The 21,851-nt window shown below is 55.4% G+C and carries 17 protein-coding genes and 1 riboswitch; of the genes, 9 read left to right on the forward strand and 8 right to left on the reverse strand.

The window, feature by feature from the left end; all coding sequences use genetic code 11:
* Positions 1–99: 99 nt before the first annotated feature.
* From lpxC to purC, 3 genes are all read right to left on the reverse strand, one after another.
* Positions 100–1,011, reverse strand: a complete 912-nt coding sequence (gene lpxC, locus VB780_RS02510; protein ID WP_323349559.1) for a UDP-3-O-acyl-N-acetylglucosamine deacetylase — start codon at positions 1,009–1,011, stop codon at positions 100–102.
* A complete protein-coding gene (locus VB780_RS02515; RefSeq protein ID WP_323349560.1) occupies positions 1,011–3,389 on the reverse strand; it encodes a BamA/TamA family outer membrane protein in 2,379 nt (792 codons plus the stop codon). The genes lpxC and VB780_RS02515 overlap by 1 nt, the downstream gene beginning before the upstream one ends.
* A gap of 128 nt (positions 3,390–3,517) precedes the next feature.
* Positions 3,518–4,294 (reverse strand): phosphoribosylaminoimidazolesuccinocarboxamide synthase, encoded by a 777-nt coding sequence (gene purC / locus VB780_RS02520; RefSeq protein WP_323349561.1) that lies wholly within the window; start codon positions 4,292–4,294, stop codon positions 3,518–3,520.
* A 133-nt stretch (positions 4,295–4,427) separates the two neighbouring features.
* Between purC and VB780_RS02525 the strand changes: the two genes are divergently transcribed.
* The 6 genes from VB780_RS02525 to VB780_RS02550 all read left to right on the forward strand — a co-directional run bounded on the left by VB780_RS02525 (position 4,428) and on the right by VB780_RS02550 (position 13,401).
* Positions 4,428–5,663 carry an LL-diaminopimelate aminotransferase gene (locus tag VB780_RS02525; RefSeq protein WP_323349562.1) on the forward strand — a complete coding sequence of 412 codons (1,236 nt, stop codon included), beginning with the start codon at positions 4,428–4,430 and terminating at the stop codon, positions 5,661–5,663.
* Between the two features lie 166 nt (positions 5,664–5,829).
* A complete protein-coding gene (locus VB780_RS02530; RefSeq protein ID WP_323349563.1) occupies positions 5,830–6,387 on the forward strand; it encodes a GNAT family N-acetyltransferase in 558 nt (185 codons plus the stop codon).
* Positions 6,388–6,455: 68 nt separating this feature from the next.
* On the forward strand, positions 6,456–7,103 hold the full coding sequence (hisG, locus tag VB780_RS02535; protein WP_323349564.1) for an ATP phosphoribosyltransferase: 648 nt from the start codon (positions 6,456–6,458) through the stop codon (positions 7,101–7,103).
* A 444-nt stretch (positions 7,104–7,547) separates the two neighbouring features.
* A complete protein-coding gene (locus VB780_RS02540) occupies positions 7,548–8,915 on the forward strand; it encodes an MFS transporter (protein ID WP_323349565.1) in 1,368 nt (455 codons plus the stop codon).
* A gap of 124 nt (positions 8,916–9,039) precedes the next feature.
* Positions 9,040–11,088, forward strand: coding sequence for a HEAT repeat domain-containing protein (locus VB780_RS02545; RefSeq protein WP_323349566.1), 2,049 nt, complete (start codon positions 9,040–9,042; stop codon positions 11,086–11,088).
* A 147-nt stretch (positions 11,089–11,235) separates the two neighbouring features.
* A complete protein-coding gene (locus tag VB780_RS02550; protein ID WP_323349567.1) occupies positions 11,236–13,401 on the forward strand; it encodes a pentapeptide repeat-containing protein in 2,166 nt (721 codons plus the stop codon).
* A gap of 127 nt (positions 13,402–13,528) precedes the next feature.
* Here VB780_RS02550 and VB780_RS02555 read toward each other — a convergent pair whose 3' ends face one another.
* Positions 13,529–15,028, reverse strand: a complete 1,500-nt coding sequence (locus VB780_RS02555) for a sodium:solute symporter family transporter (protein ID WP_323349568.1) — start codon at positions 15,026–15,028, stop codon at positions 13,529–13,531.
* Positions 15,029–15,121: 93 nt separating this feature from the next.
* Positions 15,122–15,254, reverse strand: a riboswitch (guanidine-I (ykkC/yxkD leader).
* 283 nt (positions 15,255–15,537) lie between these two features.
* Here VB780_RS02555 and VB780_RS02560 point away from each other — a divergent pair.
* On the forward strand, positions 15,538–16,122 hold the full coding sequence (locus tag VB780_RS02560) for a DUF981 domain-containing protein (protein ID WP_323349569.1): 585 nt from the start codon (positions 15,538–15,540) through the stop codon (positions 16,120–16,122).
* A 172-nt stretch (positions 16,123–16,294) separates the two neighbouring features.
* Positions 16,295–16,957, forward strand: coding sequence for a class I SAM-dependent methyltransferase (locus tag VB780_RS02565; RefSeq protein ID WP_323349570.1), 663 nt, complete (start codon positions 16,295–16,297; stop codon positions 16,955–16,957).
* Between the two features lie 28 nt (positions 16,958–16,985).
* On the opposite strand, the gene VB780_RS02570 is transcribed toward VB780_RS02565, so the two are convergent.
* Together VB780_RS02570 and VB780_RS02575 are read right to left on the reverse strand one after the other, a co-directional pair.
* On the reverse strand, positions 16,986–17,552 hold the full coding sequence (locus VB780_RS02570) for an SRPBCC family protein (RefSeq protein WP_323349571.1): 567 nt from the start codon (positions 17,550–17,552) through the stop codon (positions 16,986–16,988).
* 106 nt (positions 17,553–17,658) lie between these two features.
* Positions 17,659–19,008: a HAMP domain-containing sensor histidine kinase gene (locus tag VB780_RS02575; RefSeq protein WP_323349572.1), complete on the reverse strand. Its 1,350-nt coding sequence runs from the start codon at positions 19,006–19,008 to the stop codon at positions 17,659–17,661.
* 322 nt (positions 19,009–19,330) lie between these two features.
* On the opposite strand from VB780_RS02575, the gene VB780_RS02580 reads away from it, so the two are divergent.
* On the forward strand, positions 19,331–21,019 hold the full coding sequence (locus VB780_RS02580) for an ATP-binding protein (protein ID WP_323349573.1): 1,689 nt from the start codon (positions 19,331–19,333) through the stop codon (positions 21,017–21,019).
* Positions 21,020–21,078: 59 nt separating this feature from the next.
* On the opposite strand, the gene smpB is transcribed toward VB780_RS02580, so the two are convergent.
* The gene (gene smpB, locus VB780_RS02585) at positions 21,079–21,549 is read right to left on the reverse strand and encodes an SsrA-binding protein SmpB (RefSeq protein WP_416349195.1); all 471 of its coding nucleotides are present in this window, start codon (positions 21,547–21,549) and stop codon (positions 21,079–21,081) included.
* A gap of 11 nt (positions 21,550–21,560) precedes the next feature.
* Positions 21,561–21,827 (reverse strand): YciI family protein, encoded by a 267-nt coding sequence (locus tag VB780_RS02590; protein WP_323349575.1) that lies wholly within the window; start codon positions 21,825–21,827, stop codon positions 21,561–21,563.
* Positions 21,828–21,851: the final 24 nt, after the last annotated feature.

A 21,851-nucleotide genomic window follows, 5' to 3' on the forward strand; every position in this document is an offset into this window, starting at 1 on the left:
GGTTGTGGTCACGGGGCTCGATGCAGTTACGTCAATCACAATGGGGTGGGTCGGTATATTAAGGTGCAGCAGGCAAATATGCCTAGGTTGATTTTGCCACTAGAGGGTGCCATAGACGAGGGCCAGTTCCAGCGCCGCCGCCAACTCACCGTGAAGTCGATGGCTGGCTTTGTAGGCCACAATGTGAGCTGTGGGCAGGCCGCCCAACAGGCCGAGATCGCCAATTAGGTCAAGCATTTTGTGGCGGGCGGGCTCGTTTTCAAACCGTAATGGAGGGTTTAGCCAGCCCTCTTCGCCGCACACCAGGGCATTGTCAAGGCTGCCCCCTTGAATCAAGCCGCTCGCCCGCAGCTGCTCGATCTGGTGGGCCAGGCCAAAGGTGCGGGCCGGAGCCACAGCGGTGGCAAACCCCTCTGGGCCAAAGGGGGCAGCGCTGGGCAACCAGCTAAACCACTGGTTACCAATGGCGGCCACGTCAAAATCAATGCCGTAGGTAAACCGCGCTACCGGTGCCGGGAAAGCAGCCACAAAGGCATCTCCGTGGTGAACTGTCACAGGCTGTTCTAAATATGCCACGCTGCGCGGAGCATCCAGCTTTTGCTGCCCCGCCTGGCAAATCGCCTCGACCCAGCCCAGGGCCGACCCGTCCAGCAGAGGTACCTCCGGGCCAGTGATGTCAATGCGGACATTGTCAATCCCTAGCCCCACCAGCGCCGCTAACAGGTGCTCGACCGTGCGTACCGAAGCCTCCCCTTGACGCAGCTCGGTCGAGAGTAGAGTTGGGTTGACCGCTGCGAGGCTGGCGGGCACTGCGGGCTGGCCCGGCAGGTCAGTTCGCACGAAGTAACGACCCTGGCCTGGTTCCGCTGGCCCCAGGGTGACCGTAGTGGCAAGGCCCGAATGCAGCCCTACGCCCTGACGCTCTACCGCACTGGCCAGCGTGGTTTGCCCAGTGGTTGTGCCCCAGTTTGACCGGGCCAAGCGATCGCAGTCAAGACCTGTCTGCACCATTAGAAACGCTCCCCAAATCCGAAGTGAATGCGGCCCTCGCCCTGATTGTTAAAGCCATAGTCAACCCGCAGCGGCCCCAGGGGAGTCGAGACCCGCACCCCAGCTCCGTAGCCAATGCCGCTGCCGGGCTTACCCCGCGACGGGCCAGGGGCACCGGGTACGGCATTGCCGCTGCCCAAGTCACTGCCAACATCCAAGAACAGCGCCCCGCCCAAAAACGAAAATAGCGGGAAGCGGTATTCGGCGGTGAACTGAGCATAGCTGCGTCCGCTCCCCACTTCGCCCTCGTCATAGCCGCGAATGGAGTTGGTACCGCCCAACGCAAAGGCCTCGTAGGGCGGCACATCGCCCACAATGGTGCCGGCCTGGATATTGAGGGCCAGAGCCTGCGGCCCCTCCGCAAAGTTCAGCAAACTGAGGGGAATGTAGTAGCTGTAGCTGCCCCGCAGCCGATTCATAAAAATGCTGCCCCGCCCCAGGGGCACCGACTGCTCACTGTTGAGCCGCAGAATACTGCCGCTGGTGGGGTTAAAGGCATCGTTGCGGCGATCGAGGGTAGCGCTGACAGGAAAGGTCCACAGGTCATCCACCCCGCCGCTGCTAGCTGTTAGGGGATTGCCAGCAGCATCTACTGCGTTGACCCTGCCCCCCTGATCTCGAGCCGACACGTTTTGAAACAGCGTGCCCACGGCCACCGTCCAGCCATTGTCAAGGGGCCGACTAAAGGTAATGCCGGTACCCAGGCGGCGAATGCGCACCTGATCGCCGTTGGCTAGGTTGATCGGATTAGGGCCATCCTCAAAGTTGAGGTTGTTGGCCGAGCGGGCAAAGGCCGTGGCGGTGTAGGACGTTCGGAAGGGGTCGCCCGCAATCCAGGGATCTGTAAAGGACAAATCAAACAGGATATCTCGGGTGCTGATCTGAGCTTCAGCGCTGAACTTTTGGTTATTACCGCCAAAGTTATCTTGACGGAAGCTGACCGTGCCGAAGAGGTCGCCGGTAAAGTTGAAGCCTAGACCAGCGGCGACTGAGCCCGTGTTGCGCTCAGACACATTGACGATCAGCTTGACTTTGCGGGGGTCGTCTTCGGCGGGTTCTAGCCCCGGCACCACATCCTCAAAAATTCCCAGGCCAAATACCCGTTGAAAGTCTTGCTCAATGCGGGCCTGGTTGAACACTTCGCCGGGCTCGGTGTCAAACTCGCGGGTGATGATAAAAGGCCGAGTCCGCCCTCGCACAGGGTTGCCCTCATCGTCAACCGACTGACCTATGTCGTTGATGTAGCGTACCTCGATGCTTTCAATTACCCCCTCTGCCACCTCTAGGGTAACGACGCCATCGGGCGAGACCTGGGGAGCGGCAACCACCTGGGCCAGCACGTAGCCCTGGTCTTGGTACCACTGGTTGAGTTCTAGAATGCCTTCCTGAAAGTCAATCAGGTTGATAATCTCACCCTTTTGTTCGTCAAAGATGTCATCGACGATGGTTTGGGGCAGCACCTCGTTGCCCTGCAGCCTCACGTCGGTGAGCACCGGATTGGGTTGAACCAAAAAGGTAACGCGTACCCCCAGATCGGTGTCTTCGGGCTGGGCATCGACATCGGCGAAGTAACCGGTGGCAAAAATGCTGTTGATATCCTGCTGGAGCTGGGTGCGGGTAGTTGTGCGCCCGGCCTGGGTTTCAATGACGCTGTAGATCAGGTTCTCAAGGGCCGGGTCGAGCTCACCCTGATTGGGCTGCACCTGAACTTCGGCGACTAGAACTCGGGGTTCTTCGACCTCGGCAGCTGGTTCTTCAGGGTCTGCTTCGGCGGGCTCGTCGGCTGCTTCGTCGGTAGACTCATCCGTGGGCGCGGCTTCCTCGGGAGTCTCGGTTTGCCCAGACTGGGACTGGTTACGGCGCTGCACAGCTCCATCTAGGATGCGCTGGGCCTCTTCGCGGGTGATTTCGCGCTGGGTGCTGGGGGTTTGGGCCAGCTGAGCACTCTCTAGCTGGGCATTCTGTTCAACAATAGACTCTGAGTCAGGGGCGGGCGAGAGGGCCGTGGCAGCATCGGCGGTGGTCTCACCCTCAACGGAGCGGTAGCCGTCGATCGCACTCTGAAGAGTTTCGGCGACGGGGCTAGGCCCGAGGTCGGGCTGAATCTGGCCGAAGTCGATAGTGCTGGCGGGATCGGAAGTGCCTATAACCGGCTCGGCCAGGGCGGAAGCACTTTGGCTATAGCCCGGTTCGAGGGGCTCCGAGGGTTCGGCTTCGGAGGGAGCTGACTGGACAACTGATTCTGGGGCGTCTGGATCGGCTTGGGCCGGGGCAGCAATTAGCCCTACCAGCCCAGAGGTGGCCAACACGGCCAATAAATAATTAGGAGAAACCCGCATCTAAACACACCTGCTAAACACGTCCACACACCAATCAAAGGACCCTCTCCCGGGCTGAGAGCCAGGGAAAACTGCCCTGGGCGGGCCGCTGCCCCCACAATCGGACAAATTCTACCGCATTGATGGTGCTAATTCTTGGCCGATTGTGCCGCCACCTTTTCTAGCACACGCTGGTAAGCCGCTTCGACCTGGCCCAAATCTTGCCGAAAGCGATCTTTGTCGAGCACCCGTTGAGCTTCGTCGTCGGTGGTTTGATCCCACAGACGGCAGGTGTCGGGGCTGATTTCGTCGCCCAGCAAAATCTGCTGTTGGGCATCAAGGCCAAACTCCAGCTTGAAGTCCACCAGGGTGATGGCGCAGCCCCTAAAGAAATCCGTCAGGATTTGATTGATGTTGAGAGCAAGACGGCGCAGGGTGGCGATCTGTTCCTCACTGGCGATCGCCATGGCGCGAATACGATCGCCTGTCAGCAGCGGGTCGCCCAAGTCGTCATTTTTATAGTAAAACTCCACCAGGGGCGGAACGAGGCGCTGGCCCAGGGGCAGACCAGTCTGCTTGCAGAGGCTGCCCGCCGCCAAATTTCTAACGACGACTTCGAGGGGGATGATCTGGAGGGCTTTGACCCGCATGGTGCGATCGCCCGTCGTCTCCAACCAGTGGGTAGCAATGCCCGCCGCCTCAAGCTGCTGAAACAAATAGGTAGAGATGGCGCAGTTGATCTGCCCCTTGCCGACAATCTGGCCTTTCTTTTGAGCGTTAAAGGCAGTGGCGTCGTCTTTAAAGTAGGTGAGCAGCACCGCCGGGTCGTCGGTGGCGTAAATAATCTTGGCCTTGCCTTCGTAGAGTTTTTCGCCGAAATTGTTTTCGCCAGACATGTTTTCGCCGGAAGTATCACCAGAGGCCATGGTCGTAGGGCGGTATCAGGGACATCCCATAGTAGCGCTCTGAGTTCATCCTTGGTTTGCTCAGGGGACACCCTTGGGTTCCCCATCGCGCTGTACCCTTAGTTAAGTAACTGTCACCATCGCGCAACGCTCCATGGCCACCATCAACGACAACTATCTCAAGCTCAAAGCGGGCTACCTGTTCCCCGAAATTGCTCGCCGGGTGGCGGCCTTTGCCGAGGCCAACCCCGATGCGCCAATTATTAAGCTGGGCATTGGCGATGTGACTGAGCCCCTGCCCGAAGCCTGCCGCACCGCCATGGCCATAGCCGTGGAAGATATGGGCGATCGCGCCTCCTTCCACGGCTATGGCCCCGAGCAGGGCTACCTCTGGCTGCGCGAAAAAGTTGCCCAGCACGACTTTCAAGGCCGGGGCTGCGACATCGACGCCAGCGAGATTTTTATCTCCGACGGCTCTAAGTGCGACTGCGGCAACATTCTCGATATTTTTGGCAGCAATAACTCGATCGCCGTCACCGATCCGGTCTACCCCGTCTATGTAGATACCAACGTAATGGCTGGCCACACCGGCCCCGCCAACGAAACCGGCGAGTACGGCGGCCTCACCTACCTGCCCATCAGCGCCGAGAATGCCTTCACCGCCAGCATCCCCCACGAAAAAGTAGACCTCATCTATCTCTGCTTCCCCAACAACCCCACCGGGGCGGTGGCCAGCAAAGAGCACCTGCAAGCCTGGGTCAACTATGCCCGCGCCCACGGATCGATCATTCTGTTCGATGCCGCCTACGAGGCCTTCATTACCGATCCGGCCATTCCCCACTCTATTTATGAGATCGAGGGAGCGCGGGAATGTGCGATCGAGTTCCGCTCTTTCTCTAAGAATGCGGGCTTTACCGGCACCCGGTGTGCCCTGACCGTCGTACCCAAAACACTCATAGGCAAAGCTGCTGACGGTAGCGAGGTCGCCCTCCACGGCCTGTGGAATCGCCGTCAGTCCACCAAGTTCAACGGCGTCTCATACATTGTGCAGCGGGGAGCCGAGGCGGTCTATTCTCCTGAAGGCCAAGCCCAAACTAGAACCCTAATCGACTTTTACATGGAGAACGCCCGCATCATTCGCGAGCAGCTCACCGCCGCAGGCATCGCCGTCTACGGCGGCGTCAATGCCCCCTACGTGTGGGTCAAAACCCCCAACGACCTGACCAGCTGGGACTTTTTTGACAAGCTGCTGCACAGCTGCCATGTGGTCGGCACTCCCGGCTCAGGCTTTGGATCCGCAGGCGAAGGCTACTTCCGCATTTCGGCCTTCAACAGCCGCGAAAACGTCAACGAAGCCATGCGCCGCGTCACTGAGAAGTTTCGCGGGTAGAGTAGTACACTTACTCAGCTTGGGGCTTAAGGGGGCCGCAGCAGAGTTTGGCTAGATACAGCTTGGTCTGCCATGCTTGAATTTATAAGTTAGTAGAGCGCTAGCGGCACCCAACCAAGCCCATCGCTGTTGCGTGTCCCCTCCGGAGACGCTGAGCGCAAAGCCTATGCCTTTGTCTGTTGCTGTCAACGGCTGCAAGATGATGCGAATTATCCAGTGTGAGCCAGAACGGCATGGAGAAAAGATTCTAGCGCTCTTGAATGATGCCATTCTCAATTCTACAGCGCTCTACGATTACAAGCCTCGAACCACTGAGATGATGACTGAGTGGTTTGATGCCAAAATCAAGGGAAACTTTCCTGTAATCGGGATTGAGAATGAGTCAAGCGACCTGATGGGCTTCGGAAGTTACGGCACCTTCAGGGCGTGGCCAGCTTACAAGTATTCGGTCGAGCACTCAGTTTATGTCGATGCTCGTTTTCGGGGTCAGGGCATTGGGAAGCGCTTGCTGCAAGAACTGATTGCCGCCGCGCAGGAGCAAAATTATCATATTCTCGTAGCAGGTATCGACACTACCAACTCAGGGAGTATCCACCTTCACGAGAGTCTAGGCTTTATTCACTGCGGCACTATTCGACAGGCTGGTTTCAAATTTGGCCGATGGCTAGATCTGGCCTTCTATGAGCTGGTGCTACCTACACCAGTTAACCCCAATGATGACTGAGGGTGAATGTCGTGCCATTCATTTCTGCTATTCGCATTCCTCATCTGCAATTTTAAGGAAGCTCGACCATGCTCACCATCGCGCTGCCCAAGGGCGGCATGCTCAAAGACAGCATTCGCCTGCTGCAAGCCGTTGGCCTCGACTTTAGCCTGTTTCAAGACAGCGCCAACCGCCAGCTCCAAATTACCGACCCCACCGGCCAGGCCAAAGGATTGCTGGTGCGCGCCCAGGATGTGCCCGTGTATGTGGAATACGGTCAGGCGCAGCTAGGCATGGTCGGCTATGACGTACTGCGCGAGAAAAAGCCTGCCGTGGCTCACCTGGCCGATCTCGGCTTTGGCGGCTGTCGCCTATCGGTGGCGGTGAAGACCAACAGCCCCTACCGCTCGGCGCTGGATCTGCCTGCCCACAGCCGGGTGGCTTCTAAATACGTCAACTGCGCCCGCGACTATTTCGAGAGCCTAGATTTGCCGGTAGAAATTGTGCCGCTCTACGGCTCGGTAGAGCTGGGGCCGATTACGGGCATGTCGGAGGCGATCGTGGATCTGGTTTCCACCGGCAAAACCCTGAAGGAGAACAACCTGATGGAGCTGGAAGTGCTCTACCACAGCACCGCCCGGCTGATTGCCCACCCGCTGAGCTACCGGGTCAACCCCTACGGATTGAAGGATCTGATCGATCGCCTACGTGAGCAAGCCGCAGCCGTTGCGGTGTAGATCTCTGGCGATCGCGCGATCAATCGGTCGGCGGTAGCAGGTGCCCTGGCCCAAAATCTGTCACTATAGAGGTAGCAGTACGATTTGTGTATCGACAGCTTCGGCATTCAACAAACGCGATCGCGTTTGAAGTGTTCGGGTTACAGATTTGAGCTGGCGCAAACGCCGCCGCCCATTCATTTAAGTCCTGGCATTTAAGTCTTAGTCAGGGCGTCTGTAGTCTGTTTGGCAATGCTGGTCCCAAATTTCGTTGCATCTTGACCTATATCGAGATCGGAAGAACTGCCGCTGAACAGCACTGGGGATGTCATTCGCCCTAGCGGCAGCTGAAGACAGTTCAGGTGTGGCAAGCCAGTTGTGGCAGAAAATTGGGTACCAGTAAGTCGCGAGCGAGCGAGTCGTTGCTGACAGCTGCTGCTCCCCGACGAAATTTGGAGGCCCCATTTGACTTCACCACAGGCAAAGCCAGAGCTAAACTTCTGGCAACTTTGGAATATGAATATTGGCTTCTTCGGCATTCAGTTTGGCTGGGGATTGCAAATGGCCAATACCAGCGCCATCTTCGAGCACCTGGGGGCGGATGCCGATCAAATTCCTATCCTGTGGTTAGCGGCTCCCCTCACCGGACTGATCGTTCAACCCATTATCGGCAATCTGAGCGACAACACTTGGGGGCTGTTAGGTCGCCGCCGCCCTTACTTTTTAATTGGGGCTGTCTTTGGTTCTCTAGCGCTGCTGTTGATGCCCAATGCGGGCAGTCTGTGGATGGCCGTTGGCTTGCTGTGGATTCTAGACACAGCCGCCAATATCAGCATGGAGCCCTTTCGGGCCTTTGTCAGCGACTTGCTACCCCCCAAGCAGCGTACCAAGGGCTTTGCCATGCAGAGCTTATTCATTGGCCTGGGGGCAGTGCTGGCCTCCGCCCTGCCGTGGTTGTTGTCAAATGTCTTTAAAGTGCAGGCCAGCACTGCCAACGACGTGCCCTTAGCCGTCAAAATGTCGTTTTACACGGGGGCCGTCTTCTTTTTGGGCACCGTTTTGTGGACCGTGCTCACCACCGAAGAGCGCCCTCCCCGCGATATGGAGGCTTTTAAGGAGCAGCAGGAGCGGCGGCTAGGGGTCGGTGCCACGGTTCGAGAAATTGTCACCGCCTTTCGGCAAATGCCTGCCACCATGCGGCAGTTGGCCTGGGTACAGGGGTTCAGCTGGCTGGGCATGTACTGCGTCTTTTTGTACTTTCCTACGGCGGTGGCCCACAACTTGTTTGGCGCGACTGATGAGGCTTCGGCCCTCTACAGCCAAGGAATTGAGTGGGCGGGCATCTGCATTGCGGCCTACAACGCGGTTTGTTTTGGGGCGTCGTTTTTGCTGCCTCGATTGGCCGCTGCGACCAGTCGCCCGATCGCCCATGCGCTCTGTCTCGCCTGCGGCGGGTTGGGGTTGATTTCGCTCTGGTTTGTGCCGTCGCCTCGCTGGGCGCTGCTGCCTATGCTGGGTCTAGGGATAGCCTGGTCGAGCCTTCTGTCGTTGCCCTATGCCATGCTGGCTGGGGCTTTGCCTGCCCGCAAAGGCGGCATCTACATGGGCATTTTCAATATGTTTATTGTGCTGCCCGAGATTATTATCTCGCTGGGCTTGGGGTGGATTATGGCCCATCTGCTCGACAACAACCGCTTGCTGGCGGTGGTGCTGGGCGGGGTTTGCTTTTTAATTGCTGTACCCCTGACGCTGCGGGTGAAAGAAGCCACTCCACAGCCAACTGTTCCAGCGACGCTGCAACCGGCACTGGAATCGGAGGCAGTTGCAAAATAAAGCTGGGTTGGGTGCGGTCGCAGGCTTTGCAACTCTAGATAGTTTCAAGCAGCTAAAACGCTTGTTCTCTTACTAAATTGGCTAGTAGTGTGCTATTTTCCTCTCACTACCACAGGGTTGACCAATGCTGGAAGGTTTAGCTTACCTGCACTACAGCTGCATCTACGAACAAAACGACGAAACAACACACATCTGCCTCAAACCCCTCAAGGGTTTAGTGGGGCTGTCACTAGCATTTTGCGCATACATCACAGGCTCCCAATCGACCGAAGCGGCACCTACTAATTTAGAGCTTGGAGACCCAGGCGCAGACGTCGAGTACTTAAAAGAGCGCCTCCGTGAAGCGTGGTGCTTGCCTCAAGCAATAATGAATAACGATAGCTATGACGAAGTGACAGCCGCCGCCGTCAAAAGTTTGCAGCGGCAGCATGGCCTGCTGATGAGTGGCGTTGTTGACGAACAAACTGCTAAAGCGATCGAAGACGGCAAGATGTGTTATGCACCAGAAGATAACGCCGCCCTAAAGCTTGGTGATGAGGGCGAGGAGGTGCGCCTATTGCAAACTCAGCTCAACAACTGGGGCTTTCCGCTAATCAGTCAACGACTGCAAGTAACAGGCACCTTTGATTCTGCGACCCAAGCTGCTCTTGAGGAATTTGAGCAGTTTTTCGGTTTAAAGGAAGATAGCATCTTTGATCCCCTAGATTCTGAAGTTCTTTGGACGCCAAGAGCATTAGCCTTGTTAAGGCATCTAGACAGTAAAACTTTTGGGGAAATTGCCCCCGCACTTGCAAACTTGCAGCCAAAAGAAAAATCTCAAATCATCTCGACCGTCGCTGCACAGATGAAGAGTGGTGGAAAATACACTGAGCCATTGGCCAGTGGTGCCGATGGCTCGACGTTGACATATTCAGCGACGATTCTAGGCATCCTGAAAGCTGATGCGCAGGATGAGGTTCCTACTCTAATAGCATTACTCTCTAGTAAGGATGCTTCCGTTCGAGCCAGTGCTGCTGAGGCGCTAAGTCACATGGGAGTCAACGCCCAAGAAGCCATCCCGCGTCTTGTAACTCTGTCATCTAATGCAGGTGAGGAGCATAACGTCCGCAGCAAGGCTATTGAGGCGTTGGGTTATATTGGTGGTGACGAGCAAAATCGTGTCATTCCCGCCTTGCTTACAATTGCAAAAGACGAAAATAATGACGAAATTTTTATTCGAAGTGGTGCTATTAAAGCAATAGGAAATGTCGGAGCGGATGCTAATCAAGCTGTTCCTGATTTACTGAAAATTGCAGAAGATGAAAATAGCGGCAATACTATTAGGAACACTGCTATTGAAGCGCTAGGTAATATTAAAGCAGATGCAGAGCGAGTTATTCCAAGTTTAATCTCGCTTGCAAAAGGTAAAGATAATTCAGATCCTACAAATTCAGAAGAAGAGATGCGTAAAAGCATGAGAGAAGGTATAAGGGCAACTGCCGTAAGCTCGATCGGAAAATTTGGTCAAGATGCAGGACATGCAGTTCGTCCTCTAATAGAATTGCTCAATGATAAAAGTGAGTCTGAATACTTTGCCGAGAAAATAATTGATTCTCTGATTGAAATAGGCCCGGCCGCAAAAGCAGCGGTGCCAACTCTAATCACTCTATTTGATGACTGGGAATACTCAGAAACGAATCTGGATGTTCAAGAGCAAAGCATAAATGACGAATTTTCTACTATAAGTGCAACAGGATTTTGCGGTGAAGCTCTTAGTCGAGAAAAGGTGGCACTTGCTATCGCAAATATTGGTCCTGAGGCTGTCCCTGAGCTAATAGAGGCTTTACAGCATTCAGATGAAAAAGTCCGTTATGGTGCTGCTTTTGCGCTGAGTAAAATGCCGCCCACTACAACTGGTGATGCAGTTGAGCCCTTGCAAGCTGTGATGAAAAACCGAAATGAAAACATCACTATTCGGTGGAGAGCTGCTTCTACTCTTCAAGCAATGGGATCAGATACTCAAGACTTTTTTTTACAAAACAATCTTGAAGACTTGAGTACTCGCCGCGAAAAGAGGAATGATCCCTCAGCCTTTGCTTTTAACGAGTACATCGGTCAATACGTCAAGTACGCTGGCTGTGGTGATGATGGTCAGACAATAGCAAATTGTTTCTTGAATCGAACGTGCAAATAATTGGAGAAGAAATTTTTGATTTCTGTCAGAAGCTTGGCCAAGTGAGTATTTGCTTGCAGGTTAGAAATTCCAGCTTTACAGTTGTACATTCATTGAGCCAGGCTGCTTAGCTTCATACAGTAAGTTGTATCATCACCGCTCGTAGCAATGACTACAATCTCTGACCATAAGAATTTACGGAGGAGGTTGCGAGAAGGGAGATTATTAGACGGTATAGATTTAAGTAGTGCTGATATCCGAGGAGTAAACTTTGCCAGCCTAAGCTTAATAGCTACTAATTTCGAGGGCGTTCACACTGGCCCAAGTTTCGGATGGAATATTGGCCTGTCAGTTGGCTTACTGTTCCTAAGTACGATAGTCAGTCTTATATCTGCTTATATAGGAGCGTTTGTTGCAACCGCAATTCCAATAACGGCAACGGTCACCGGAAAAGTTTTTGCTGTCACAGCTCCATCACTGTTGTTTGTCGCATTTATTGGAATTGCGCTTTGGCGAGGTTTTGGTAATTTGATGTGGGGATTTGCGCTTGCTATTACAGCAGCGATTACAATTCCTCTTGTGCTTCCAACAATGAACAATACAAAACTCATATTCCTGATTTTTGTATTTGGACTCGCTGTTGAAATTACTGCCGTAGTGGCCGGAACAATTGCTGTAACAGCAGCTCGGATTTTGTCCGACAAATGGATGATTGCTTTGGTCATCCTGGCTATTCTAGCTGGTGCTCCACTAGGAACAATATCTGGCGCTGAAGGTGCAACGGAAACACCTGTGACTTTAGCGGTGATGGCTGCGGTTCTGACGTTTTTGGTCTTGTTAGGGCTAAGTGTGTACATCAGCAAGCAAGCGGTCGCAGATGACTCTAGATATAGTTTAATTCGCAAGATTGCGATTGCAGTCTGTAGCTATAGAGGAACGAGCTTTCAAGAAGCCAATCTGACCAATGCTAATTTCACCGCAGCCAAACTCAAGCAAGCTGATTTTCGTCAGGCAAATCTTACTCGTGCTCGTTGGTTTCAATCAATAGATCTTTCTAAAGCACGAACAACTGGAACTTATCTAGATAATCCTAAAATTCGTCAGTTAGTGGTTACCCTCAACGGGCAAGACCAAAATTTTGATCATATGGACTTACGCGGCCTCAACTTGCAGGGTGCTAACTTAGCAGATGCCAGCTTCATTGGCACCAAGCTCAGCGAAGCAACCTTAGAGGGCGCTAACCTCGATCGCGCTAAGCTCGTGCAAACACAGCTTTATTGTGCCAATCTCAGCGGTGCTAGCTTAACCGGGGCAATCATCCAGGACTGGAGTATTTCAACCGACACCAGGTTTGACGGAGTGAAGTGCGACTATGTCTATATGCAGTTGCCCACCAAAGCCGACCCCGACCCCTGCCGTAAACCCGACAACCGTAACGAGAACTTTGAACCGGGCGATTTCGCCGATTTCATTGCGCCTATCATCAAAACATTGAACCTTTATCAAACCCAGAATGTTGATCTGCGAGTTGTGGCGCAGCAGTTTAAAACGTTAGACTTGTTTCACCATGAAGGCATTGATCCGGCGGCGGCGGCAGTTGCACTCAAGCAGCTAGCCGAGCACTACCCCGAAGCAAATCTCGAAGTCGTCGCTCTCGAAGGACGGGGCGACGACAAAGTGCGGTTGCAGGCCAAGGTCAAGGGCATCGCCGATCGCTCTCAGCTTAGTGCCGAATATTTCGCCGCGTATCGTGAGATGTCGGCGATGCCCTACGCCGACCTACAATCTCTACTAGCAGGCATGGCAGAAAAAGACGAGCGGATTCGCAGCCTTGAGAATATGGTGACGACAGCGATTAAAAGCGACAAGTTTTACGTTGAAACCGTTTATAGTTTGGGGGATACCGTGACCGAAAAAAGTTCAATCAACATCAATGCCGGTGGTGACATTGGCAGCCTCAGCGGCATCGTGGGAGGTAACGTCAGTGGCGTTATGAACCTTGGTACCATTAGTGGTAACGTCACTAACTCGATTGGTCAACTCCCGGATGACTCTGCAGAGAAAGCCGAACTAAAAGCTTTACTACAGCAGCTTCAAGCCGCGATCGAAGCAGAGCCAGCTCTTGAACCTGGCGACAAAGCTGAGGCACTTACCCAAGTTCAAGTATTGGCTGAGGCCGGGCAAAATCCTGAAGATGACGCTATGCAAAAAGCCGCTAAAACGGCTATGAAAATATTAAAGGGCACAACCGCAGGACTATCTGAGACAACAACGTTTGTTACAGAGTGCGCTAAGCTGCTACCCGCAATATCGAGTTTGTTGCTTTTGCTATAGGTACTTGGCGAAGATTCTATCGATTTGCTTTGCAGAGATGCATTGTGCATCCCTTACGACCAAAGAGTTCAAACGAACAAGCCCCATGTTGGGACAAGGGGCTTTCGAGTAGAGCAGGAACTTTGCTTTAAAGCGATCGCACCTTCTCCAGTACCTGATTCCGCTGTCGCTCAGCACTGAGCGGCTTGTGGGTGAGCAGCGACACCGCCACAAAGGCCACCAGTCCCAACAGCGGGCTAATCAGCGTAGGGAAGCCGTCAAAATCGGCGGTAAACAAACCATTGGGGAAATACAGCAGGGTGTTGTCAACCCCAAACATCGTCGGCATCAGCGAAAACATCAGCAGGCGCGACAGCGATCCCACCGCAATACAGGCCAGCGCCCCCTGCCGGGTCGCCTTGGCCCAAAACAGACCACCAATCAGCGGCACCACCAGCCCTGCAAAGCTCATATCAAAAGCCAGCAGCAGCAGCACCCCAGTCTGGGGTACCTTCAGGCCCAGCACCACCCCCACCACCGTAATGACCACCGCCATCAATCGGGTGATCAGCAGCAGCTTGTCGCCGCCGGCTCCGTGGGCGGTGGCGTGGCGAATGCCCACAACGTTGTGGGCCAGTACAGAAGACGTTCCCAAAATGGCCCCATCCGCCGTCGATAAAGAGGCCGACAAAATCGCCGCCAGCACCAGCAGGCCCAGCAGCGGCGGAATCACTCCGTCGAGCAGGGCAAACAGCACCGGGCCGTCGGGCACAATACCCGCTTGACTGAGAATGCCGTTAGCTCCCAGCGCAATAATTGAGAAAGGAATACCGATAATCAGCGTGCCAGCAGAGGCAATAAAGCAGGCTCTCTGCGCGGTTTCGGGGCTTTCGGCGGCAAAAATGCGGGCCATAAAGTCGATCGCCACCATATTGCCAAACCCCAGGGCAATAATGCTCGCCCAGTTAATTGCCGCCCCAGAACTCACAGCGGTGAGCTGGTCGATCGCCCCAGGCCCCATACCGGGGTCAACGGTCAGGCCAAAGTTAGCCAACACAAACGCCAGCAGTGCCCAGGCCCCCACTAAAGCAATCATCACCTGAATAAAATCGGTGTAGGCCACCGCAAACAGCCCGCCCGATACCGTGTATACCAGCACCAGCAGCGCCAGCAGGGTAATACCGCCAAAGTAACTGGTGCCCAAAAAGTTTTGGAACATGTACCCCCCGGCCACCAGGTTGCCTGCCAATAAAAAAGAGAAACTCACGCACATAATGCAGGCAGCAATCAGCTCTACGGTGCGGCCATACTTGACCCGGTAAAAGTCAGGAATGGTGATTAGCCCCATGCGGTTCATGGGTTTGGCCAAAAACAAACCCGTCAACAACAGACACAAGGATAACCCCAGGGGCAGCGCCGCCCCCGCCCAAAAGCCAAAGGCCGACGAGAGATCGGTGTTGCCTAGGGTGGCGTTAGAGTCAACCGATTGCGCCATCAGCGTGGCGGCAGCTAAGGGCAAAGCCAACCCTCGACCTGCTACCAAAAAATTAACGCTATCGCCCTTAATCTGCTGCGAGGCCCACACCCCAATGCCGAGGGTACCCAGCAAAAAGGCAATGATGCCGTAGGAAAAAATGCTCTGTTCCATACCGTTTAAGCTCCTGACCTACTGTTGATGACCATCGAGCGGTAGATACCAAAAGCCCAGGAGCAAATGCAGACCGCCTGCGGCCTACATCTTTCCTCCCGGGCTTTTATCCCTCCGTGAACCAGGTCGTCACAGGTCGTACCCGGCTGCACCTCTTGGACCAGTCACTGAGCGCTTTGGGAATAAACCTTCCCTCGGCCCAGTCGGAACCCTAGATGCTATGCTCTCAAGCTTGTCAAGAAAACGAATACCTTGCGGACTACACGCCGCACTTGGTATGCCGACAGTCGATCTGCCAAGGGGCAAATCGATTTCATCTATACGTATCAATTGGTTTAGGGCGGGTCAGTATCAGCCAATACGATTGGCAGACGGCAATATCAGGTGCTCCTAACTTTTGAATGCCCCATCCAACGCCATTAGCCAGGTCATCGTCAGATCAACTCATCACTCTTGATCGGCCGATCGCCCAGTAGGATGTAAAACGTTGCATTCTAAACGTTGCCGTCATGTTTATCGACTACATCACCCTGATGCTGATCAATATGGTTGCAGGGCTGGTGCTGCTGGCCGATTTTGTCTATCGCGGGCTAGACGGGGCCAACCTCAAACGCTGGATACCGGGCTTTGGGTTGGTGGGGGCGATCGCCCTCGTCACCGGCCTGCACATGACCCTAACCTGGCCCGTACCGGGTAGCTTCAACATTTCCTTTGGTGAAACTACAGTGCTGTTTGGCGGTCTGTACGTGGCGGCGGCGATCGCGATCGCCCAGGGCTGGGATTTGCTCTCGCTGGCGGTCTACGCCTTTTTTGCGGGCCTCACTTCGGTGGTCGTGGGGGCACGCATTATCAATTTGGGGCAGACCCAGCAGCCGCTAGTGGCTGGGTTGGGCTTTGTTTTGACTGGTCTGGGCGGAGTACTGGCGGCCCCCACGCTGGTGTACCTGCGCGGCAACAAAAACTGGCGCACCCTGGGGGCAATCGTGCTGCTGGTGGCGGCACTGGTGTGGGCGATCATTGGCTTCCGCGCCTACTGGGGCCATATGGAAGGCTTTAGCGAGTGGCAGCCTCCGGTGATGCGGGTCGAGCCTTAGCTTGCATGCGATCGACAAAAGCTAAGATGGCAGGACAATCCCAGAACAAGTCGGCTGGCGAGTCGCCACTAAAACGTTCTAGCCCAGGACTACAGCAACTACTTAGTAGACAGCCGTGGCCCTGGGCTTAATATTTGTTTACACTCAAAGAAAGCCCTTAGATTCTGCTGCCATGCTGCTTCAGCCCGACCAACGCACCAAGCTCGATGAGTCTAGCGACACTGCTTTCTACGATGCCCCCCGCTTCGTCACCCATGTAGACGATGGCTTCATTCAGCAGCTCACAGACCTCTATCGCCAGCGGTTAACTCCCAACAGCCGCATCTTCGACATGATGAGCAGCTGGGTCTCACACCTGCCCAAAGAGATTGCCTTTGAATGGGTTGAAGGCCACGGTTTGAACGCCGAAGAGCTGGCCAAAAACCCCCGCCTCAACCACTACTTTGTGCAAAACCTCAACGAAAATCCTAAGCTACCGTTGGATGACCAATCCTTTGATGCGGTGCTGAACACGGTGTCGGTACAGTACCTGCAGCAGCCTGAGGTAGTGTTTGGCGAGATCTACCGCATTCTCAAGCCGGGCGGCATCGCCATTGTCAGCTTCTCAAATCGCATGTTTTATCAAAAGGCGATCGCTGCCTGGCGCGACGGCAGCGAAACCCGTCGAGTCAATTTGGTTAAAGGCTACTTTGGCTCAGTGCCAGGCTTTAGCAACCCAGAGGTAGTCGCCCACACCCCTAGCGTTCCGTCTATTCTGCAAATGCTAGGTATGGCCGGTGGCGACCCCTTCTACGCCGTCATCGCCGAACGCCAGGAACCTTTGGTGTCCAGCTAGCCTTGGCCCAGCAGTGAAAGCTAGTGAATTAAGCGCCGAACAGTACGAGGGTACGATCGCTAATGGCCTTTAAATTGCGGCTCAGATCATTGCGAATGTGCCGCTCGATCAGCGCCACTGGCATCGCGCGGGGAGGCAAAATCACCAGATCATAGCCTAGGCAAACTACCTCGCCAGCAGTATCTTTCACCGGCTCCAGCGTCCATTTACCCTCAAACTGGCGGAAATCACCTTCTACCATCGAGAACCGCAGTTCTTTAGGGAACGACTCAACCATATCCAGCACCACGCGGGCACAAAACTTGATGTTGAGAAAGCATTGGGAGCCAATTTGCTCTAGCCGAATGCCTCCTTCAGGATGACTCAACCGCTGGCTGTGGGAGAGGTTGGGAATAAAACTCGACAAGTTGTTGTAATCGGTCAGCACCTGCCAAACCTGGTCAGCCGTGGCTGGAATATGGGTAGAGGCCAAGAGACGACGCTGCTGCCCCGCCAGCTTTTCGGTGTGGATAGTAACACCTGATGCCTGGGCAGAAACCTCAGCGTCTAAGAGCGCCGATTCAAGGTTGGGGGTTTCGGGGGTGATCGCAGTCATGGGTTAAAACCAGCCATTAACGGTGTAGTTTGGCCAGGCCACCACGCCTGTGCCCAGAATACCAGCAAAATTTGCTGGCATGGTGTTGCCCCGATGAATTATGGCTCTATGAATTGGGGGATCTGTCATGGCGTTCAAGCTCCAGGGTAAAGCAGGTTTGCCAGAGTTGGGCATCGCTGGGCTGGCTCGACACCTTTATAGTGCCCGCCAGCTGCTCCACTAGCCCACGGGCCAGGGCCAGGCCGGTGCCGGTTCCCGCAATGCCATCTTTGGTAGCATTGGCTCCCCGGCGAAACTTGTCAAAAATGTGGGGCAGGTCGTCAGCCTCAATGGCCGCCCCCAGGTTGCTAATTTGCAGGGTCACCCGCCCGTTCTCAGCCTGATTGTCGGCCAGGGCCAGGGTGACGACTGTTTCGGGGGCCGAGTACTTGCGGGCATTGCCCACCAGCTCGATCAGCACCTTGGTCAGCCGCTCTGCATCGGTAGACAGCAGTACCGGATGAGACGGTAGCTGCAAGGCCAGCCTGAGCTGAGCCTGCTGAAACGATGCCTGGTGCTGATCGGCTAAATCAGTCAGCAGCTTTCCTAAATCCGTGGGTTGGCGCACCGCCACCGGTACTTTAGACTCCATCGTTTGCAGCATCAGCAGATCGTTCACCAGGTTGATTTCGCGGGTGCACTGCTGCTCCAAAATATCTAAGTACATCGCCGATCGCTCAGGGGTGAGGTCGGGGCGGCGCAGCATGCGAATGGCCAGCATCATGCTGGTGAGAGGGGTGCGCAGCTCGTGGTTGAGCGTGCTGAGAAAGTCTTCTTTGAGATAGTTGAGGTAGCGCAGCTGCTCGGTATGGCGCTGGGCCTGCCCCTGAAGATAGTGCTGGTGAAAGGCGATCGCCCCCAGACTAGCCAGGTTAGCTTGCACCGTGGGCTCCACAGCCAATCCCCCAGCCCTCAGCAGCAGCACTGCCCCCCGCAGCCCGGCCCCATCCACCGCAATGGCGGTGCAGTTAGCCATAGAGCGCAGCCAAGCCGGTGGCCCGGCCTCATTTCGCAGCAGCCCGGCTACCCCCTTTTGCCACCACAGCCGAGCCCTACCCGCCGACAGATCAAGGGTTTGCTGAATCAGCCCCAGAGCAAAGTGGCGCTGCCCCTCCAGAGGCGAGTCCGCTTCGGTGACCCTTAGTTGACCACCAGCGGGCGCTGCGCCTCGGTGCCAGCAGGTGTAGGTGACCCCGTGGGTATCGGGATAGTGGCAGAGCAGCAGGCAGGCCCCCGCCCCAAAATGGGTTCCCAACACCTCTGCTAAGGCAGGCAGAGGGTCAGGCTCGTTGAGCGTAGCGGCCAAGGCGTGGACGATGGGCCAGGTCTCGCGACCATCACAAAGATTGGGAGAGGTAAGCGCCACCCCCTCAGAGGGGCGCGCCTGGAACAGAACCGTCGGATTTTCAGATGCCATGGGCAACCATCGAGCGAAGTGTTCCTGATCTCCTCAGCCGGGGGGAAAGTTGGGGCTAACCCAGCTTCGCCCCCGACTCCCCCCAGCCTACTGACTTGCCCGCCGAGCAGTATCCGTGAATACGCCAATTTTTTGACCGCTCTAGTTTTTAGAGATCCGCAATCTCCGGCGCTGGGGCGAGGCCAGCGTTACAGCTTCTTCATGTCCTGATGACGTTGCCTCTACCCTAATCGTCAGCAGGACATTAGTATTAATGAAGTCAGCGCTGGGAATAGTTCAACTTTCGCTACTCTGGCAGCACTATCTTTTCTAGCGGGTTCCTATGGCACGGTCAAAGCAACCTTCGGCTTCTCCAGTGATTGGCACCGTCAAGGGGCCAGGGGAAACCGGCAACCAGTACGTGTTCATCACCGCCGACAACCGCCAGGTCAAGATCGGCGAGTTTGTCTACTACACCGTGGATCTGGCGGATATCCCCAGCGCCCAAATCCTCGGCAAGATCTCCGAACGCCGCCTAATTGACCACCTACCCGATCGCATCTTTGCCGACCCGGATATTGACCCGGAGGCGATCGCCGCCCTGGTGGGCTTTGCCCACCCCAATCCCGAAATCTACGAAGTTACCGTCGATGTGGTGGGTCACTTTCACCCCGCCCTGGGGTTCATGAACCCCCGCATTGCCCCCGACCCCGGCGCTAAGGTCTGCCTGGCTGACGACGAAAGCCTGCGCCAGATCATCAACAAAAAGCAGCCCCAAGAAGTGGGATCGGCTCAGATTGGCTCTCTATTGCTGCGCCCCGGCGGGCGGGTGCCTGTGACGCTGGATGTGAAAGAGCTGGTCAGCACCCATATGGCGATTTTGGCGGGCACCGGCTCCGGCAAAAGCTACACCGCCGGGGTACTGATCGAAGAACTACTCAGCCCCTACAACCGCGCCGCCGTGCTGATCTTTGACCCCCACGGCGAGTATGGCACCCTGTCCGACATGCGGGGCCACCCCAGCTTTGCCAGCGACGACGGCTACAGCCCCGAGGTCAAGCTGCTTACCCCCGACGACATTCGCATTCGCATGTCGTCGCTGGATTACTACGACATTCTGACGCTCTTGCCCGATATGAGCGATCGCCAGCAGGCCATTCTCAACAAAGCCTTTAGCCTTCTAGGCAAGCATAAGTTTGGCGAACACCGCTGGGATGTGCAGGATTTAATCTCGGCCTGCTACGAGTCAGACCGCACCACCGACGACGAGGGCAACGAGAAGACCGGCTCCTCGGCCCCGGCTCTGGAGTGGAAATTGGGTAAACTGGAGCGATCGGACTACTTTCACCGCATGGAGCACCTCGCCCCCAAGGATCTCTTCGCCCCTGGACAGGTGACGGTGCTGCAAATGAACGAGATCAGCCAGGAAGAACAGCAGGTAATCTGTGCCGCCGTACTGCGCCAGAGCTACCAGGCCCGCATCAACACCGCCAAAGATAAAATCTCTACTGACGACGAAAATTATCTGCCCTACCCGGTGTTCATTTTGATCGAAGAGGCCCATCGCTTTGCCCCGGCCAATGAACCCGCTCGCTGCAAGCAGGTGCTGCGGACGATTCTCAGCGAAGGCCGTAAGTTTGGCATGGGTGTGGGGCTGATCACCCAACGCCCCGGCAAGCTTGACTCCGATGTGCTCAGCCAGTGTATGAGCCAGTTTCTCATGCGCATCGTCAACCCGGTAGACCAGGACAGCCTCAAGTACGGTGTTGAAGCCGCCGGGCGCGATCTGCTCAAAGAGTTGCCCTCGCTCACCAAAGGCCAGGTAATCGTATCAGGGGCCTGCGTCAATACCCCGGTACTCTGCCAGGTGCGCAAACGCCTGACCCAGCACGGCGGCGAGACCATGAACGCTCCGGAAGCCTGGCTCAGCCATTTTCAAAGTCATCGCCAGCAGGCTCGCCAGCTCGAAAAGGCGGCCCCTGCTCGGGCAGGCAAAAAGGCCGAAACCTTTGGCGGAGTAAGTATTGAATAGCCCCGCCTAGTTCAGGATATTCCCCGCACTTTCCCATGCGAAGAGCGGTACAACCTTGTCTAATCTCGGCCACTCAGAGCCCGAGCGGTCTCGCGACCTTCCTGCTTGCGCTTGAGGCTTTCGCGCTTGTCGTGAAGCTTCTTGCCCTTGGCTAGAGCGATAGTGGCCTTGACCCAGCCCCGCTGGAGATAGAGCTTGAGTGGCACCAGGGTCAGCCCCTTTTGCTCCACCTTGCCGATTAGCTTGCGGATTTCGTCGCGGTGCAGCAGCAGCTTGCGGGCACGCTTGGCCTCGTGGTTGTAGGCCTTGTTGGTCATGGTGTAGGGAGAAATATGCACATTGTGCAGCCACAGCTCGCCATCTTTGATCAGAGCGTAGCCATCGCGCAGGTTAACTCTGCCCTGGCGAATTGATTTGACCTCCGAACCCATTAGCTCTAAGCCAGCTTCATAGGTTTCTATAATTTCGTACTCGTGGCGGGCCTGGCGGTTATCGCTGACAATTTTGTATCCATTGCTTGAATCGGCCACGACACACCCTCCTATTCGACCACCACCCGCCATTCGTGCAGCTCATACTCGACGCAGTGGTTGGCAATCAGAGGGTCGGCGGCCACAATGGCGCGGGCTTCTTCAATAGAATCAGCCCTAAACAACAGCATACCACCCCCATATTCGGCCCAGTAGCCGCTTTTAGCGGCGTGGCCCTGGGCGATTAGGTCTTTGACGTAGGCGACGTGGGCCGTTACGTATTGATCAAAGGTGGCTTTGCTAACAACGCCTTTTTCGATTTTAACGAACCACGGCATGGCAGGGCGGCACAGAAAAGTAGG

This window comes from Leptolyngbya sp. CCNP1308 (genome assembly GCF_034932455.1).
GTDB lineage: Bacteria > Cyanobacteriota > Cyanobacteriia > Phormidesmidales > Phormidesmidaceae > Nodosilinea.

Excerpts from the sequence above, each read along its gene's own strand:
- VB780_RS02580 (WP_323349573.1), top strand. The coding sequence starts at position 19,331 with ATGGCACGGTCAAAGCAACCTTCGGCTTCTCCAGTGATTGGCACCGTC.
- VB780_RS02590 (WP_323349575.1), bottom strand. The coding sequence starts at position 21,827 with ATGCCGTGGTTCGTTAAAATCGAAAAAGGCGTTGTTAGCAAAGCCACC.
- VB780_RS02560 (WP_323349569.1), top strand. The coding sequence starts at position 15,538 with ATGTTTATCGACTACATCACCCTGATGCTGATCAATATGGTTGCAGGG.
- VB780_RS02565 (WP_323349570.1), top strand. The coding sequence starts at position 16,295 with ATGCTGCTTCAGCCCGACCAACGCACCAAGCTCGATGAGTCTAGCGAC.
- lpxC (WP_323349559.1), bottom strand. The coding sequence starts at position 1,011 with ATGGTGCAGACAGGTCTTGACTGCGATCGCTTGGCCCGGTCAAACTGG.
- VB780_RS02555 (WP_323349568.1), bottom strand. The coding sequence starts at position 15,028 with ATGGAACAGAGCATTTTTTCCTACGGCATCATTGCCTTTTTGCTGGGT.
- purC (WP_323349561.1), bottom strand. The coding sequence starts at position 4,294 with ATGGCCTCTGGTGATACTTCCGGCGAAAACATGTCTGGCGAAAACAAT.
- VB780_RS02530 (WP_323349563.1), top strand. The coding sequence starts at position 5,830 with ATGCCTTTGTCTGTTGCTGTCAACGGCTGCAAGATGATGCGAATTATC.
- VB780_RS02550 (WP_323349567.1), top strand. The coding sequence starts at position 11,236 with ATGACTACAATCTCTGACCATAAGAATTTACGGAGGAGGTTGCGAGAA.
- VB780_RS02545 (WP_323349566.1), top strand. The coding sequence starts at position 9,040 with ATGCTGGAAGGTTTAGCTTACCTGCACTACAGCTGCATCTACGAACAA.
- VB780_RS02525 (WP_323349562.1), top strand. The coding sequence starts at position 4,428 with ATGGCCACCATCAACGACAACTATCTCAAGCTCAAAGCGGGCTACCTG.
- hisG (WP_323349564.1), top strand. The coding sequence starts at position 6,456 with ATGCTCACCATCGCGCTGCCCAAGGGCGGCATGCTCAAAGACAGCATT.
- VB780_RS02515 (WP_323349560.1), bottom strand. The coding sequence starts at position 3,389 with ATGCGGGTTTCTCCTAATTATTTATTGGCCGTGTTGGCCACCTCTGGG.
- VB780_RS02575 (WP_323349572.1), bottom strand. The coding sequence starts at position 19,008 with ATGGCATCTGAAAATCCGACGGTTCTGTTCCAGGCGCGCCCCTCTGAG.
- VB780_RS02570 (WP_323349571.1), bottom strand. The coding sequence starts at position 17,552 with ATGACTGCGATCACCCCCGAAACCCCCAACCTTGAATCGGCGCTCTTA.